This window comes from Marinirhabdus gelatinilytica (assembly GCF_003353425.1).
Taxonomy (GTDB): Bacteria; Bacteroidota; Bacteroidia; order Flavobacteriales; family Flavobacteriaceae; genus Marinirhabdus; species Marinirhabdus gelatinilytica.
In genome coordinates this window covers 31,718-48,506 of sequence record NZ_QRAO01000004.1, presented here as the reverse complement: position 1 = coordinate 48,506, position 16,789 = coordinate 31,718, and the positions used below count along the sequence as shown (strand labels likewise).

At 41.0% G+C, this 16,789-nt stretch carries 19 protein-coding genes; 15 read left to right on the top strand and 4 right to left on the bottom strand.

The genetic code is table 11. The features are described 5' to 3' along the window. Positions 1-19 precede the first annotated feature (19 nt). Positions 20-652 (bottom strand): fasciclin domain-containing protein, encoded by a 633-nt coding sequence (locus tag C8D94_RS11460; protein ID WP_115124103.1) that lies wholly within the window; start codon positions 650-652, stop codon positions 20-22. A 175-nt stretch (positions 653-827) separates the two neighbouring features. Here C8D94_RS11460 and C8D94_RS11455 point away from each other — a divergent pair, with 175 nt between their 5' ends. The 7 genes from C8D94_RS11455 to C8D94_RS11425 all read left to right on the top strand — a co-directional run bounded on the left by C8D94_RS11455 (position 828) and on the right by C8D94_RS11425 (position 8,198). Continuing rightward, positions 828-1,034 (top strand): membrane or secreted protein, encoded by a 207-nt coding sequence (locus C8D94_RS11455; protein WP_115124102.1) that lies wholly within the window; start codon positions 828-830, stop codon positions 1,032-1,034. Between the two features lie 25 nt (positions 1,035-1,059). Next, on the top strand, positions 1,060-2,154 hold the full coding sequence (locus C8D94_RS11450; RefSeq protein WP_115124101.1) for a glycosyltransferase: 1,095 nt from the start codon (positions 1,060-1,062) through the stop codon (positions 2,152-2,154). Further along, positions 2,145-2,717, top strand: a complete 573-nt coding sequence (locus tag C8D94_RS11445; RefSeq protein ID WP_115124100.1) for an RNA polymerase sigma factor — start codon at positions 2,145-2,147, stop codon at positions 2,715-2,717. Before C8D94_RS11450 ends, C8D94_RS11445 begins: the two co-directional genes overlap by 10 nt. Positions 2,718-2,734: 17 nt before the next feature. Beyond that, entirely contained in the window at positions 2,735-3,919 is a 1,185-nt protein-coding gene (locus tag C8D94_RS11440) for an Nramp family divalent metal transporter (RefSeq protein ID WP_245946295.1), read from the top strand. Positions 3,920-4,028: 109 nt separating this feature from the next. Then, the gene (gene lipA / locus C8D94_RS11435) at positions 4,029-4,901 is read left to right on the top strand and encodes a lipoyl synthase (protein ID WP_115124098.1); all 873 of its coding nucleotides are present in this window, start codon (positions 4,029-4,031) and stop codon (positions 4,899-4,901) included. A gap of 12 nt (positions 4,902-4,913) precedes the next feature. Continuing rightward, the gene (gene gap, locus C8D94_RS11430; RefSeq protein WP_115124097.1) at positions 4,914-5,912 is read left to right on the top strand and encodes a type I glyceraldehyde-3-phosphate dehydrogenase; all 999 of its coding nucleotides are present in this window, start codon (positions 4,914-4,916) and stop codon (positions 5,910-5,912) included. Between the two features lie 39 nt (positions 5,913-5,951). Then, positions 5,952-8,198: a tetratricopeptide repeat-containing hybrid sensor histidine kinase/response regulator gene (locus C8D94_RS11425; protein WP_245946294.1), complete on the top strand. Its 2,247-nt coding sequence runs from the start codon at positions 5,952-5,954 to the stop codon at positions 8,196-8,198. On the opposite strand, the gene lpxK is transcribed toward C8D94_RS11425, so the two are convergent. Next, entirely contained in the window at positions 8,195-9,211 is a 1,017-nt protein-coding gene (gene lpxK, locus C8D94_RS11420) for a tetraacyldisaccharide 4'-kinase (protein WP_115124095.1), read from the bottom strand. The two genes, C8D94_RS11425 and lpxK, sit on opposite strands and share 4 nt — an antisense overlap. An 82-nt stretch (positions 9,212-9,293) precedes the next feature. Here lpxK and C8D94_RS11415 point away from each other — a divergent pair, with 82 nt between their 5' ends. The 3 genes from C8D94_RS11415 (at position 9,294) to msrA (ending at position 12,005) form a co-directional block, all read left to right on the top strand. Beyond that, positions 9,294-10,388, top strand: a complete 1,095-nt coding sequence (locus C8D94_RS11415) for a Nif3-like dinuclear metal center hexameric protein (protein WP_115124094.1) — start codon at positions 9,294-9,296, stop codon at positions 10,386-10,388. Positions 10,389-10,391: 3 nt separating this feature from the next. After that, a complete protein-coding gene (locus C8D94_RS11410; protein WP_115124093.1) occupies positions 10,392-11,174 on the top strand; it encodes a zinc ribbon domain-containing protein in 783 nt (260 codons plus the stop codon). A 150-nt stretch (positions 11,175-11,324) separates the two neighbouring features. Further along, positions 11,325-12,005, top strand: coding sequence for a peptide-methionine (S)-S-oxide reductase MsrA (gene msrA / locus C8D94_RS11405; RefSeq protein WP_115124314.1), 681 nt, complete (start codon positions 11,325-11,327; stop codon positions 12,003-12,005). A gap of 55 nt (positions 12,006-12,060) precedes the next feature. On the opposite strand, the gene C8D94_RS11400 is transcribed toward msrA, so the two are convergent. Beyond that, positions 12,061-12,861: a class I SAM-dependent methyltransferase gene (locus C8D94_RS11400; RefSeq protein ID WP_115124092.1), complete on the bottom strand. Its 801-nt coding sequence runs from the start codon at positions 12,859-12,861 to the stop codon at positions 12,061-12,063. An 84-nt stretch (positions 12,862-12,945) separates the two neighbouring features. Between C8D94_RS11400 and C8D94_RS11395 the strand changes: the two genes are divergently transcribed. The 5 genes from C8D94_RS11395 (at position 12,946) to C8D94_RS15335 (ending at position 16,441) form a co-directional block, all read left to right on the top strand. After that, positions 12,946-13,086, top strand: a complete 141-nt coding sequence (locus C8D94_RS11395) for a DUF2256 domain-containing protein (protein ID WP_115124091.1) — start codon at positions 12,946-12,948, stop codon at positions 13,084-13,086. Next, positions 13,083-14,384 carry a DASH family cryptochrome gene (locus C8D94_RS11390; protein ID WP_115124090.1) on the top strand — a complete coding sequence of 434 codons (1,302 nt, stop codon included), beginning with the start codon at positions 13,083-13,085 and terminating at the stop codon, positions 14,382-14,384. Before C8D94_RS11395 ends, C8D94_RS11390 begins: the two co-directional genes overlap by 4 nt. A 65-nt stretch (positions 14,385-14,449) precedes the next feature. Continuing rightward, positions 14,450-15,985 (top strand): cryptochrome/photolyase family protein, encoded by a 1,536-nt coding sequence (locus C8D94_RS11385; RefSeq protein ID WP_115124089.1) that lies wholly within the window; start codon positions 14,450-14,452, stop codon positions 15,983-15,985. A gap of 97 nt (positions 15,986-16,082) precedes the next feature. Further along, positions 16,083-16,241: a lmo0937 family membrane protein gene (locus C8D94_RS11380; protein WP_115124088.1), complete on the top strand. Its 159-nt coding sequence runs from the start codon at positions 16,083-16,085 to the stop codon at positions 16,239-16,241. A 56-nt stretch (positions 16,242-16,297) separates the two neighbouring features. After that, positions 16,298-16,441, top strand: coding sequence for a hypothetical protein (locus C8D94_RS15335; protein WP_170134768.1), 144 nt, complete (start codon positions 16,298-16,300; stop codon positions 16,439-16,441). A gap of 36 nt (positions 16,442-16,477) precedes the next feature. On the opposite strand, the gene C8D94_RS11375 is transcribed toward C8D94_RS15335, so the two are convergent. Continuing rightward, positions 16,478-16,789: a GNAT family N-acetyltransferase gene (locus tag C8D94_RS11375; protein WP_115124087.1), complete on the bottom strand. Its 312-nt coding sequence runs from the start codon at positions 16,787-16,789 to the stop codon at positions 16,478-16,480.

Sequence of the window (16,789 nt, the reverse complement as noted above, 5' to 3'; positions counted from 1 at the left end):
ATTTTAATTTTCAGTAAAACTATTGCAGCACAGTATCGATTAAGTGAAGCACGCCATTGCTACCCTTGTAATCGCTTTTCCCTAAAGTAGCTTTTGTCTCCCCGAACGTAAGTACAATATCGTTGTTTACGAGTGTCGCCTTGATTTTTTTTCCGCTTCTGGAAGTAAGTTGTTGGCTGCCGTTCTGCTTTATATTTTGCAACAGTGTAGCACTATCTATAGTTCCTACTACAATATGGTTGTTAAGCATATTGGTCAATTCTTCTTTTCTTGTGGGATCTGTCATTATATTCTGGCCTTTTCCGAATACATTAAAAGCAGGGTCAACTGGGGCAAATATGGTGTACTCCTTTTCTGCATTGGACAGTCCATCTATCAATCCCGCAGAGACCATAGCGCGTGTGAAGTTTTTTATTTCGCTATTCATCATCACCTTTGCCATCAGACTGTTTTTAAGGGCTATTTCCTTTTCGGTGAGGTTTTTTTTGGGAGTAACTTCCTTTTTATTTATTTGGGTCTCGACAGAAGTTTCAGTAGTGGTCTCTTTAGTAGTCTCAATAGTGCTTTCTTTAGTAGCTTCAACATCGTTCTTACATGAAAACAAGGTAATGCCACTAAGTAATGCTACTGAAAGAATATGGATTGGTTTCATCTCTGGTTTTTAGGATTTAAAGGCTAAAAATAACCAAAATTCTAAGCCATCCCCAAGAAAGATTGTATTTTTGCGATAAAATTTCAAGGCAGAAAATGCCCACCATAATTTTGCAACCTGCTGGAGAGGTACTTTTGGGCATTCCATCCTCCACTTTATCAAATATTTTATACGGATGAAAATTTTATTGATTACCATAACGCTCCTTCTGTTAGCTGTTGCTGGAATCGCCATTAAGATTTGGGGAAAGAAAGACGGCAAATTTGCCGGGACATGCGCCAGCCAAAATCCTTTTTTGAACAAAGAGGGTGAGGCTTGTGGTTTTTGCGGAAAGACACCGGACCAGTTTGAAGATTGCAAGGAAGAAATACACACCTCATAGCACACCCTATTTTCTGTAGTAATTTATGGTTCTTTTATACCTATTGGCAGCAACAGTAGTAGTTAACTGTGGCTATTATGCGCTTTTTTCAAAATTTGCATTTGCCAATCCCTACCTCAAAACACCGAGACACACCTATCCCATTTCGGTTATAGTTTGCGCCAAGAACGAAGCCAAAAATCTATCCCAGAACATTCCGCACATATTGGCACAGGACTATCCCAACTTTGAACTTATTTTGGTAAATGATGCTTCTAGCGACAACACCTTAGAGGTTATGGAGCATTTTGCCGAAAAGGATCCGCGCGTAAAGTTGGTAAACGTAAAAAACAACGAAGCCTTTTGGGGCAATAAAAAGTACGCACTTACACTGGGTCTGAAAAAAGCAGTGAACCAGCGCTTACTTTTTACCGATGCCGATTGCAAACCAACCTCCAACCAATGGATACGTAAGATGACCGCCCCCCTCAACGAGGACATACAGATTGTATTAGGGTACGGAGCCTACGAAAAACAAAAAGGTTTTTTGAACAGCTTGATACGGTTTGAAACCCTAATGACCGCTACCCAATATTTTTCATACGCCAAAGCGGGCGTTCCTTATATGGGTGTAGGCAGAAACCTGTCCTATACAGCAAAACTCTATTACGACAATAACGGGTTTATGAGTCACATACAATTACCTTCTGGCGACGATGATCTTTTTGTAAACGAAGCGGCCACTTCAACAAATACGGCTATATGTTATGCTGAAGAAAGCATGACCGTTTCCAAGCCCAAAACCACCTTTAAAAGTTGGATACACCAAAAGAGAAGGCATATTACCACTGCAAAGTTGTACAAACCCAAGCATAAATTTTTACTAGGGCTGTATTTCACCGCAAACATTCTTTTTTGGGTATTGGCTATCCTTTGCTTAATTGCAAGCAGTTGGGAGATCACGCTAGGTATCGTTGCGGCAAGACTTCTATCACAGTACAGCATCCTTGGGCTCGCTGCTAGAAAACTGAAAGAAAACAACCTCATCCCGTTTATCCCGATATTGGAATTATTTTTACTTTGGGTGCAATTAAGTATCTTTATTTTTAATAGCCACACAAAACCTTCCCGTTGGAAATAACCGAAGCACACATTCAAAAAAAGATAAAAAGCGCCATTGAAGGCAAACAGGGTTCCTTCAGTTTTTTATTGGATCACTACTGGAACCAGGTGTACGGATTTCAGCTCAAAAGAGTAAATAACGAACACGAAGCCGAAGATATAACCATAGAAACTTTCAGTAAAGCGTTCGACAAGCTGGACACCTTTGACCCAGAATACACTTTTGGGACTTGGCTACTAACCATCTCCAAGAATATACAGATAGATAAATATAGAAAGCGGAAAAAATCTATCATCAACCAAACTGCAGACACCAGCGAGGAGCATATAAACAAAATCCCTGACCAAAGTCCTACAGCCGAAGACAGGTTGATACGCGAGCAAAATCTGGCACAACTACTTCGCTTTATCAAACAGCTTAAACCGCATTATCAAGATGTTATAAATCTTCGGTATTTTCAGGAAATGTCCTATAATGAAATTTCGGATACACTGAAAGAACCTTTGAGCAATGTAAAAGTACGCTTGCTCCGCGCCAGAAAACTACTGGCCGAAATTATTAAATCCCATAGTTTGCTTTGAAAGGTTTCCTTAAAAAATTGGGGCCAGGATTCGTATTTGCTGGTGCCGCTATTGGTGTTTCGCACTTGGTGCAATCTACTAGAGCCGGTGCAGATTTTGGCTTTGGCCTCCTGTGGGCGTTATTGCTCATCAATGCAATTAAGTATCCTTTTTTTGAGTTTGGAACACGGTATGCTGCCGCCACAGGAAAAAGCTTATTGTATGGTTACAAAAGGCTAGGAAAAGGAGCATTGATCGCCTATTTTTTGCTCACTTTTGCTACCATGTTCACCATACAAACAGCAGTGACAATTGTTACAGCGGGCATTGCAGTCTCATTGTTTGGTGGCTCCGAAATTGTTTGGACAGCCATAATCACTACCCTATGTTTCGGGATACTTATTTTGGGAAGATACAAAGTGCTGGACACCCTAATGAAGGTTATCGTGCTATGTCTTACACTCACTACGATCGTTGCCGTTGTCATGGCAAGTGAAGCTTCAACCAGTCTCTCTTTTTCCCAAACCCTGCCCAACAATGCAGCCTCTATTGCTTTCTTGATTGCTTTTATGGGGTGGATGCCAGCCCCTTTGGACATTTCCATCTGGCAAAGTATGTGGACGGTAGAGAAGAAAAAACTGGAACCCAGCCTAAACCAAAAGCAATCTTTGTTTGATTATAACGTAGGCTACCTTGCCACCACCATTTTGGCAATAGGTTTTTTGGCACTTGGGGCACATGTAATGTTTGGCAGTGGGAGTTCCTTTTCCACAAATGCAGGAACATTTGCCAACCAGCTTATAGATATGTATGCGTTCAGTTTGGGAGAGGGGGCAAAATGGATCATAGCCATAGTGGCGCTAACCACTATGTTCAGTACCACGCTTACTACATTGGATGGCTCACCAAGGGTGATGAAGGTAACTTCTGAAATTTTAACCAAAAGACACTATAAAAGAGGATATTTATTTTGGCTGGCCATATTGGCAGTGGGCACCCTTATTATTTTCTTTTTCTTTTTAGCTGAAATGGGATTACTCATAAAAATAGCGACAATACTTTCATTTCTTACCGCACCTTTTTATGCCATCTTAAATTACAAAGTAGTAACAAGTACCGAAATGCCCCAAAACGCAAGGCCTTCAAAAGGTTTCAAAATGTATGCCTTGCTCAGCATTGGTGTACTTGTAGCTTTCAGTATATGGTACCTCACTACGCTCTAGGTGAAAAACTTTAGCTACATTTAATGTTCGGAAGCTATGCGACCATAGATAATCTTGAAGGGGTTTCGTTATACATTCCGTGTATAATATTGTATCTTTGCGGCAACCTATGAGCACACAAACAGCAACTCCCACAAGACCTACCGCAAAGCCAAAATGGCTTCGTGTAAAATTACCCACTGGTAAAAAATATACAGAGCTCAGGGGATTGGTAGATAAATACGATTTGCACACCATTTGTACCTCGGGAAGCTGCCCAAACATGGGCGAATGCTGGACAGAGGGAACCGCAACATTTATGATATTGGGGAACATCTGCACCCGTTCCTGTGGTTTTTGCGGTGTAAAGACCGGAAGACCAGAAACAGTAGATTGGGACGAACCCGAAAAGGTGGCCCGCTCTATCAAGCTCATGGAAATCAAGCATGCGGTCATCACATCGGTAGATCGTGACGACCTAAAGGACATGGGATCTATTATATGGGCAGAGACCGTTAAGGCAATACGCCGTATGAACCCAAAAACCACACTGGAAACACTTATTCCAGATTTTCAAGGGGTAACCAGACATATTGACCGCATCGTGGAAGTAGCTCCCGAAGTAGTTTCCCACAATATGGAAACAGTAAAACGTCTTACCCGTGAGGTGCGCATACAAGCAAAATACGAGCGTAGCCTTGAAGTACTCCGTTACCTAAAATCTGAAGGCATTAACCGCACCAAAAGCGGAATTATGCTCGGGTTGGGAGAAACAGAAGCAGAAGTGATCCAAACAATGGAAGACCTACGAGGTGTAGACTTGGACATTGTTACCATTGGACAGTACCTCCAACCTTCAAAAAAACATTTACCAGTAAAGGAGTTTATTACACCGGAGCAGTTCAAAAAGTATGAGACCATTGGATTGGAAATGGGCTTCCGTCACGTAGAGAGTGGCGCACTGGTACGATCTTCCTACAAAGCGCAAAAGCATTTAACCTAATTCTGCACAACAATGGCGGGAAAAATCAAAGTTGGAATTAACGGTTTTGGACGTATAGGCCGTACCCTCTTCCGCAGCTTGTTGCATCATCCACACATAGAAGTTGTAAGGGTAAACGACATTGCCAACACAGCAACTCTTGCACATCTCCTAAAATACGACAGCATTCACGGCGTGTTGAAAGAGGAAATAAAAACCAACAACCAGGGGATAGCCATAGGCAACAAGCAAGTAATTTTCTCCAACAACATAGAAATTGGGGAGATAGACTGGAAAGATGCCCAAATAATTGTAGAAGCCACGGGAAAATTCAAAGAAAAAAAGCAACTGCAGCAGCATATAGGTGGTGCTGTTAAAAAAGTGATCCTCTCTGTCCCCCCAGTGGACGATGCTATAAAAACTGTGGTACTAGGAGTCAACGAAAGTGAAATTGCAGCAAAAGACACCATTATCTCCAATGCTTCTTGCACCACGAACAATGCTGCTCCCATGCTCAAGGTAATAGATGAGCTATGCGGCATAAAACAGGCATACATTACTACAGTGCACAGTTATACAACGGACCAAAGCTTGCACGACCAACCCCATAGAGATCTCCGTAGGGCTCGTGCCGCAGGACAATCTATTGTTCCCACTACAACCGGTGCAGCCAAGGCACTCACAAAGATATTTCCCCATTTGTCCAACGTAATTGGTGGTTGCGGGATACGGGTGCCCGTACCCAATGGCTCGCTGTGCGATATTACCTTGAACGTAAATAAAGAGGTTTCAATCAACACCATAAACAAACGGTTCAAAGAAACTTCAGAGAATGAACTGAAAGGTATATTACAATATACTGAAGACCCCATAGTTTCCATAGATATCGTGGGCAACACCCACTCCTGTATTTTCGACGCTGGAATGACTTCGGTGATAGGCACAATGGTAAAAATTATTGGCTGGTATGACAACGAAGTGGGCTATTCTTCAAGAATTGTGGATTTAATACTTCATATTTCAAGGAAATAAGTATATTTAATCCCTAAGTTTGCCTACTTAATGCGAAGCTTGCGCCACATAAAAATTAAGCTACTGCTTACTGCTATTTGCTTTTTTTCGGTTTTCGTTGTGATCTCACAAGAAAACCGTCAAGATTCTATTGCCGCAATTAAACAACTACAAAAAGAAGCTTCCAATGCAATTTCAAACCAACAGTTTGAAGATGCCATTGTAAAACTGATCGACGCAGACAAGCAGATAAACGAGGGCGGCTTCAAGGAATTGAAACTGGATTCCAAACTGCACATTGCAGAACTAAATTACTACATCCAAAACTATGGCAAGGCAAAAACCGAGGTAGAACTTGCCCTAAAACAAATTGACAACTTTACACGCGCAAAGACCAAAGCATACACCTATACCCTATATGGTCTCATACTTACAAGAAATGAAGAATATGCTTTGGCTGAAGACTACCTAAAAAGAGCGGACAAACTGTATGCCGAACAAAATGATGAGGCAGGGCAAGCCAATACTATTCTTGGCTTTGGTATCCTTGAACTAAAATTGAACAACTATAAAAAAGCCATTAATTACTTTAATGCCTGCTTACCCACTTTTAGGATAGAAGACTTAAAATATCAAGAAGCATTTGCAGAAATAAACAAGTCGCAGGCACTACTCCACGTATCCAACAATGAGATAAAAGATGCCTTGGGCAAAGCAGTGAGCTCCATAGAAAATGCTGAGCGTATTGTAAAAGCCCGTGGATACTCCAAGCTAAATTCTGAAATTTACAAGGTAAAGGCGCAAATTGCATTACGTCAAGGAAATAGTGCTGAAGCCGAAAAGGTATTCCAGCAGTACATCATACTGAACGACTCTATAAATGCTGTATACAAACAAGCCATTTCAAAAGGGGTAGATGCCGAGAGCAGCGTTGGAGACCTTACCGAAATCATAGAAAGTAAGCAATCTGAAATCGAGGCCCAAGCACGCAGCCTTAACCTTAACAAGATGACCACGGCCTTGAGTATTGCACTTATAATCATATTATCATTGCTTACGCTTTCTTTGTACAAAAACAACAATCTGCGTGCGAAGGCTAACAACCTCCTACAGGATAAAAATGTAGAAATGCAAAGCGCCAAGGAAAAAGCCGAGAAAGCCTCTCTCGCCAAGGCGCAGTTTTTAAGCACCATTACACACGAGTTACGAACCCCATTATACGCTGTTACGGGGCTCACACACCTACTTTTGGAAGAAGACCCCAAGGAGCATCAAAGAGAACACTTAAACTCCTTGAAGTTTTCTGGAGAATATCTGTTATCGCTCATCAACAATATTCTGGACCTGAACAAGCTGGAGGCAAACAAGGTAGAGCTTGAAAAAACCACATTTTCACTAAAGAAACGTATCAACGATGTACTCATCGCCTTAAAAAAATCTGCAGACGACCGCAAGAATACCTTACGTCTGGAATATGATGACAACATACCCAGCAAGCTAAACGGCGATCCTTTGAAGTTGTCGCAAGTATTGATCAATCTTATTGGAAATTCAGTAAAGTTCACCCAGAATGGCGAAGTGGTCATACGGGTCACAAAAATGGACCAGGGCGCCTCGAAAGTAAAACTGCACGTAGAGGTCGAGGACAACGGGGTAGGGATCTCAAAAAAGAAACAGAAAAGTATTTTTGAAACTTTTTCCCAAGCCTCCCTTCAGATTAACCGAAAGTTTGGCGGTACGGGACTGGGTCTTTCCATTGTCAAGAACCTATTGGAACTTATGGGAAGTAAAATACACCTAGAGAGCCAGTTGGGCAAGGGCTCAAAGTTTTGGTTCAACATAAACTTTAGCATACCAGAAGGGTTAAACGATGATAGCGCAGCAACCCCAGCTATTGTAAAAGAAACAGATTATTCCGCACTGGAAAACAAAAAAGTATTGGTGGTAGAGGACAACAAGATAAACCAAATGATCACAAAGAAGATCCTCGAAAAAAACAATATGGTTTGTGACGTGGCAGACAATGGAATGGATGCTGTGAAAAAAGTAGAGGAACTGACTTTCGATGTTATTTTAATGGACATACACATGCCCGGTATTAGCGGTATAGAGGCAACACAAAAAATTAGGGAGTTCAACAAATCAATACCCATTATAGCCCTTACGGCCGTAACCATAGACGAAAATCTCGACGATTTTTACAGAGCAGGTTTTAATGAAATTATCCCTAAACCTTTTAAGACCGAAGAATTCTTTGAAAAGATTTACAAAACACTAGAGAACAAAAAGCTCCCAACTCCAAGTTAACCCAAGCGCTTTTTATCGATGGATTTTATAATGAAATCTTCAAAGAACTCTGCCTGTTCTTTCAATACCTCAGTCTGTATTGGTAAATAGAACAGTGCAAATTTGTCAATCTTATCATGAAGGCGCATATAATCTTTTTCGGTAGTTAGAATAATCTCCTTTTCTTTCAGTTGCTCAATTTCAGCTGAAGAATACATATGGTGGTCTGGAAACGCTTTATGCGTAAACCTGAATTCTTTTTCAGTTAAAAAATTTACTAGAGGCGAGGGATCTGCTATACCGGTAACCAATGTAAAATTTTTATTTTGAAGGTATTCCAATGGCAAGCTTTCGGTTTTATTAAAAATCTCTCTACTATACCCAATACTTGAAAAATAGAGCTTCTGGTGGTTATATATGGGCATTCGCAACTCTATTTCCTGCAACTTAGCGTAAGGCACACGAGGCGGACATTTGGTAACCACCAAGCAATGTGCGCGTTTAGACCCGCTTCTAGGTTCGCGTAAATTCCCTGTGGGCAGCATATAATCCTCAATAAACAAATCGTGGAAAGGGGTGAGCAAGATAGTTACGGCGGGGCTCACTTTTCTATGCTGAAAAGCATCATCCAGTAGGATAACATCTGCTTTTTCCTCAAGTTTTGCAATACCTGTGCGTCTGTCTGCACATACAGCAACTGTTATATCGGGATATTTTTTTTTGAACTGAAGTGGCTCGTCACCTACTTGGGCTGCATTGTGAATTTCGGTCACTTCCAAAAAACCACTGGTTTCACGTTTGTAACCACGGCTCAAGACCGCAATGCTGTAATCTTCTTTCAGGAAAGAAATAAGGTACTCTATCATAGGCGATTTTCCCGTACCTCCTACCGAAAGGTTCCCCACACAAACCAACGGTGTTTTATACTCCCTACTTTCCAGCACACCCTTGTTGAACAAAAAATTGCGAAAACCCGTTATCCAGCCATAGAGAATGGCGAATGGGAACAATAACTTTCGGAGAATTTGTACCATAGTAAAATGTAAAGATAAGTTTGTCGCTGTAAATATGCTGAAATTTGACAAACTCTTATCTTTACTCAAAATTAGTTTCGGAATGATTGTACAAGATGTAATTACTATTTTAAACGAATACGCCCCTCTCCCCTATGCCGAGGATTTTGATAACACGGGACTACTCGTTGGAGACACCAGTAGCGTGCTAACAGGAGTTTTGGTAACGTTGGACACCCTAGAGACCGTGGTGGACGAAGCTATTGAGAACAACTGTAATCTTATTGTGAGCTTTCATCCCATAATATTTTCTGGGCTTAAAAAACTTACAGGTAAAACCTATGTAGAACGTACGGTCCAAAAAGCCATAAAAAACGATATTTCCATCTTTGCCATTCACACAGCGCTGGACAACTCTTGGAACGGGGTAAATGCAAAAATGTGTGACGTGCTGGGCCTTAAAAACCGGAATATCTTACTACCAAAAACACAAGTAATACAAAAACTCACCACGTTTGTGCCCTCTGGGAGCGTGGATAAAGTAAGAAATGCCCTTTTTAAAACAGGGGCAGGAAACATAGGTAATTACAGCCATTGCAGTTTCAGTATAGAGGGCAAGGGTAGCTTTAAGGGGGAGGAAGGAAGCGAACCAACGCTAGGCCAGAAAGGCGAGCTTCGGTTTGAGGTTGAGACCCAAATAGGCATCACTTTTTCCAAACATTTAAGATCCAAGGTATTAAAAGCTCTATTTGCGGCACATCCCTACGAAGAAGTGGCCCACGAGATTACAACCCTTGAGAATACCAATCAACATTTGGGAATGGGGATGTTGGGGGAACTGGAGGAGGAAGTTCCAGAAAAAGATTTCCTCGCCCTAGTCAAAAGTACTTTTAAGACTGGTTGTGTGCGACATTCGGGCTTAAACAGCAAAATGATTAAAAGAGTAGCTGTATTGGGAGGCAGCGGTAGTTTCGCTATAAAAGCAGCAAAGGCCCAAGGAGCCGATGCTTTTGTATCTTCAGATTTTAAATACCATGACTTTTTCCAAGCCGAAGACAAGATTCTTTTGTGTGATGTAGGCCATTACGAGAGCGAACAATACACAAAAGAGCTTTTAGTTGATGTCCTTACAAAAAAAATCACTAATTTTGCAGTCGTTTTATCACAAACAAACACCAATCCTATTAGCTATTTTTAATTTATGGCCACAAAAACAGAAACCACTGTAGAAGAGAAGTTAAGAGCACTTTACGACTTACAATTAATAGATTCCCGTGTAGATGAAATTCGTAACGTACGAGGGGAATTGCCTTTGGAAGTTGAAGATCTTGAAGATGAAGTTGCCGGTATGAACACCCGTTTAGAAAAACTGCAAAATGAGCTGGAGCTTATTGAGGAAAACATAAAGGACAAAAAGAACGGGATTGAAGAGTCCAAGGCACTTATAAAAAAATATACTGCACAGCAGGACAACGTTCGCAACAACCGTGAATACAATTCCTTGAGCAAGGAGATTGAGTTCCAGGAATTGGAGATACAACTCTCTGAAAAGCATATAAAAGAATATAAGGCACAGATAGAGCAAAAAAATGCAGTGATAGATGAGACAAAATCTCGTCTTTCTGAAAGGGAGGAACACCTAAAGCACAAGCAAGGAGAACTCAACGAAATTTTGGCAGAAACCGAAAAGGAGGAAAAAGCCCTTATCAAGGAATCCGAGAAATTTGAGAAGAAAATCGAAGACCGCTTGGTAAAAGCCTATAAAAGAATACGCTCCAATGTCAAGAACGGCCTTGCGGTTGTACCCGTAGAGCGTGGGGCCTCAGGAGGATCATTCTTCACTATCCCACCACAGGTACAAATGGAAATCGCTGCGCGTAAAAAAATCATTACAGATGAGCATAGTGGCCGTATTTTGGTAGATCCAGAACTGGCTACCGAAGAGCAGGAAAAAATGCAAGCGATGTTCGCAAAAATGAAATAACCCTTCGACGCCACTCAGCGTGCTTTCACTTTCGTTAACGAAAGCTAAGAATATAACAAAGCCTTCACAGTATGTGGGGGCTTTTTTTGTTATATTAAAATGAAAGGAAAAGCTAAAACCCCGACCAATCCAAAAAATAAAAAAATTGTTATGAAAAAAATAATCCCAATACTATTCGCCTCCGTACTATTAACTGTACAGGCCTCTTGCCAATCCAGCAACGAAAGCAACAAAAAAGCTGAAGTAGAAGCACAAAAAACACAGACCCCTGTTGAAGTACCTACTGAAAACGGTTTGGAAAAAGCCTATTTTGCTAGCGGTTGCTTTTGGTGTGTAGAAGCTATTTACGAAAGCGTGAAAGGTGTTAAAGAGTCTATTTCCGGTTACAGTGGCGGTCACACCAAAAATCCAACCTATGAGTCCAGTAACACAGGAAGAACTGGACATGCCGAAGCAGTAGAAGTTATTTACAATCCAGAAACTGTAAGTTTTAAGCAACTGGTAGATGTGTATTTTGGTTCACAAAATATAACCCAGGTAAACGGACAAGGACCAGATATGGGCTCTCAATATCGTTCCATTATTTTTTATCAAAATGATGCGCAGAAAAAAATAATCGACAACAAAATCGCCGAGCTTGAAAAGGAGTTGGGGGAAGGAAAAGTGGCAGCGCAAGTACTACCTTTCCAGAAATTCTGGATTGCTGAAGCATACCATCAAAATTATGAGCGCAATAACCCCAACAACCCATACATTCAAAATGTATCGATACCAAGGCTGAAAAAATTTCAGAAAAAATTTCCGGAATTATTGAAAGAAGATGCACATTAATATAAACAACAACTCAAACCACATAGATATCAAAAGTCTATGTGGTTTTTTGTTTTTAGACTTTCTTTGCCATTACTTCAAATAAAAGTGGATACATGTTATCCTTTAACTCAAACAATCCAGCTTCGTTTTTAACCAAATCTGGAAACACATCATAAGGAGAACCATCGTATTCGTTAAAGCTTTCAATAGTTAACCCTGCTCTCAATAAACTTCCCACCACATCGCTAAGGCTATGGTTCCAGCCATATTCCTTACTTGTTATTTTGTCTTTTCCATTTTCGGTATAGGAGCCTTCGTATTCTTCATAAATAGCTTCTTTTAGATGGTAGGCGTATTTCATTTCTGGTGGCGCCACGGTGTAATCGAACATCCAGGCTATGGGGTGGAACTCTACGATATAAAATATTCCGCCAGGCTTTAACCGTTCAGCAATCATTCGTGCCCAAGGTTGCAGGTCTGGTAGCCAACCTATGGTACCGTAGCTTGTAAAGACAATATCGAATTTTTCTGAAATATGTGCTGAAGTATCCAGCACATTGCAGCACACAAAATGGGCGTCTTGTTCCAACTCGTCATTTAGGTTTCCAGCCAACCTTATAGCTTCTTCAGAAATATCTACCCCTGTACACTTGGCTCCCATCCTACTCCAACTGAGCGTATCCTGCCCAAAATGACACTGTAAATGCAACAGGTTTTTGCCCGTAACATCTCCAAGCGCTTCCAATTCGTAATGGTTCAATGATGATTTTCCTTTTTTGAACTCCTCCAGAAAATAGAAATCACTTGCAGCGTGTACAGCTACTTTTTTATTCCACGTTTCACGATTGGTATTGAATGCTTTCTGTAAATCCATAGTACAAAATTATTCCTGAAAGATAGTAAGTTAAATTTTGTTTAATCTTTTTTAAAATTTATCTAACAATTGATACTTTTAAACATGGCTCACAAGAAAACCAATCTACCTTCTAAAACCTGCCCAGTTTGCGTGCGACCCTTCAGTTGGCGGAAAAAGTGGGAGAACAATTGGGACACCGTAGTGTATTGCAGTGAACGTTGCCAAAGAAATAAAAACTCATGACACAACTGGTCTGGTTTAGGAACAACCTAAGAAGCATCGACAATAAAGCCCTTACGGAAGCTTGCAAACGCAAGGGAGCCGTAGCTGGCATCTATTGTTTTGATCCACGGCATTACGGTGAGACCCTCTATGGGTTTCCCAAAACCGGGGCTTTTAGAGCAAAGTTTTTGTTGGAAACCATTTTAGATTTGCAGGAAACCCTGAAAAAAGTAAATATCCCACTATATATTTCGACAAAAAAACCCGAGGAGAGCCTTCCCGATTTGGTAAAAAAAATACACGTTTCAGAAATATTCACCCAAAAGGAATGGACCAGCGAGGAGGCTACGGTTACCACAAATGTAAAAAAAGCACTTCCTGAAGATATACAGTTAAAAGAATACTACGATCAGTTCCTTTTTCATCCCGAAGATATTCCCTTCGAGCATTGGAACAACATTCCGAGGGTCTTTACCGACTTCAGAAAAAAATTTGAGAAATACGGTTCGGTTCAGAACATCATCAATAGCTCCCTTCCACTTGAACAAGATAACAGGGGTTTTCCAAAAAACGTAAACTATTCCCAGACCGTTCCGGCACTTCAAGACCTGGGACTGCAGGAACCAAAGCTGGACTCTCGCACAGCGTTTTCTTTTAAAGGAGGAGAAACCGAAGGAAAAAAACGTATGGAAGATTACATTTGGAACACACAAAACATAGCAACCTACAAGCAAACCCGCAACGGTTTGATAGGTAAGGACTACAGCTCAAAATTTTCGGCCTGGCTGGCCAATGGCAGCTTATCACCTCGCATGGTATATTGGGAAGTTAAAAATTTTGAAACTGAAGTAAAGAAAAACCAGGATACCTACTGGATGATATTTGAATTGATATGGCGTGATTTCTTTAAATACATATCGTTAAAACACGGGGACAAGCTATTTAATATTGGGGGAATTCTTGGGAAAAATTACGATTGGGGAACTTCCGAAGTAAAAAAACAGCAATGGATAAAAGGCAACACAAAGTACGATTTTGTAAACGCCAATATGAAGGAAATAGCCGCTACGGGGTGGATGAGCAATCGGGGCCGCCAAAACGTGGGCAGCTTTTGGGCCAAGGAACTTCAGCAAGATTGGCGCGTGGGTGCCAGTTACTTTGAGAGCCAGTTGATAGATTACGACGTGCACAGTAATTGGGGCAATTGGCAGTACGTCTCTGGTGTGGGTAACGACCCACGAGACCGAAAGTTCAATATCGAGAAACAGTCCGAACGCTATGACCCCGATGATGCATTTATAAAGTTATGGCTTCAATAGCACTGTACCGGTCTTAAAAAACAACACTATCACAACAAACAATTAATAAATCATTCAACCAAAAAATGAAAACGCTCCGACTCATCTTAGGCGATCAACTGAATCATAAACATTCTTGGTACAACGATCCCAACGAGGATGTTCTCTATTTTATAGCCGAAATGCGCCAGGAAACCGACTATACCGTGCACCACATCCAAAAAGTGGTTGCTTTTTTTGAGGCGATGCAACACTTTTCAGAGTGGTTACAAGAACGTGGTCACGAAGTAACATACTACAAGCTGGACGATGGGAACAACGAACAGCGCTTGGTGAAGAACCTTGAAAAACTAATCAAAAAACACAACATTGAAAAGCTTGAATACCAACTCCCCGACGAATATCGCCTTGATAAACAGCTACATGATTTTTGTAAGGATCTAAGTATAGGTTCCGAAGCTTATGATACCGAACATTTTCTAACCTCAAGAAGCGATCTATCCGAATTCTACAAAGGGAAAAAGGAAATGACCATGGAATATTTTTACCGTGATATGCGGAAGAAATATGACATCTTGATGGTAAACGGAAAAAATCCCGAAGGCGGTAAATGGAACTTCGACAAAAGCAACCGAAAAAAATGGAATGGCAATGCAGAAATTCCACACGAGCGAGGGTTTAGGAAAGACGTTTCGGCAACTGTAAAACGTATCGAGGATGCTGGGGTGAAAACCATGGGATCTATAAAAAAAAGCAGTTTTAGCTGGCCTACTAGCAGGGAGGATTGTCTTTCGGTATTGAACTATTTTTGCAAAAATCTGTTGGTACATTTTGGCGATTACCAAGATACCATGCACACCGAGGAGGTGTTTCTTTTCCACTCTAGGATTTCATTCGCCATGAACAGCAAGCTACTGCACCCCAAAGAAGTGATTGATACAGTGATAGGTTATTGGAGGGAGCATAAAGACAACATTCATATCTCACAGGTAGAAGGTTTTGTTCGGCAAATTTTGGGATGGCGTGAGTATATGCGAGGTATTTACTGGAAAGAGATGCCAGGGTACCGACGAAGCAACAAATTGGACAACCAGAACAAACTCCCCGATTTTTATTGGACGGCGGACACAAACATGAACTGCTTGCACCACGCTATAGACCAAAGTTTAAACCACGCTTACGCACACCATATACAACGGTTAATGATAACAGGTAATTTTGCTTTGCTCACCCAATGCCACCCGGACGAGGTAGACGCCTGGTATCTGGGTATTTACATCGATGCTATTGAGTGGGTTGAAATTACCAATACCAGAGGGATGAGCCAGTTTGCCGATGGCGGTATCGTGGCCACAAAACCCTACGTATCCAGCGGAAGCTACATCAACAAAATGAGTAATTACTGTAAAGATTGCCACTACAACGTTTCCAAAAAGACCGAGGATGACGCCTGCCCGTTCAACAGTCTGTATTGGAATTTTCTGGATGATAAGAGGGAACATTTTAAGGACAACCAGCGTATGAACATGATGATGGGTTTACTGGACAAAATGTCTCCAGAAAAGCTTTCAGCGTTAAAGGAAAGAGCTGCAAAAATTATCGAAAATCCCGACAATTTCTAGTTGGGAGCACTTTAACAATGCAGGTTAAACCGCCGTTAAACTCCACCGTAAAACTATATTTTCCTAGTATCTTTAATACGAACCAAAAAATAGAACTATGAAAGATATTATCTGGCTAATTGTTGTAATCTTGATTATAGGTTGGCTCGTAGGCTTTTTCGCCTTTGGGGAAGCCGTGGGTAGTCTAATCCATATTTTGCTGGTACTGGCCGTAATAGCGATACTATACAGATTAGCAACAGGCCGTAAACCTTAATTTCTGAAAGTTTCAGAAAAAATCTTTATTTTTAATTAAACCTTAAAACCAAACCGATGAAAAAACTATTTACATTTTTACTGGCAGCAGGATTATTCACCGCAACAGCAACTTCATTTGTAAGCTGTAGAGAAACTGAAAGTGATGCAGGAGACGCTATCGAGGACGTAGCAGACGACGTTGAGGACGCAGTAGATTAATCGTTTAAACCAAAAAATTGATAAGACCCTATTAACCTAGTTAGTGGGGTCTTCTTCTTTTATGGTATATCCTTCTGCGAGCAGTTCTTTATATTCAGGATGTCTTTTAATGTAACCTGCAACGAAGGGACAGAGCGGGACCAACTTGAGCGATTCTTTCTCTATGTGCTTCAATGCGTGTTTTACCAATGTAGAGCCTATGCCGTTGCCTTCAAGTGAAGTGGGCACCTCGGTATGGGTCAAGTACATTTTCTCTTGGGTGCGGATGTATTCGATAAAAGCCCATTTGTTTTCCACTTGGGTCTCAAAGCGCTTTTTTTCTTGATTTTCTGAAATTGATATATCCAT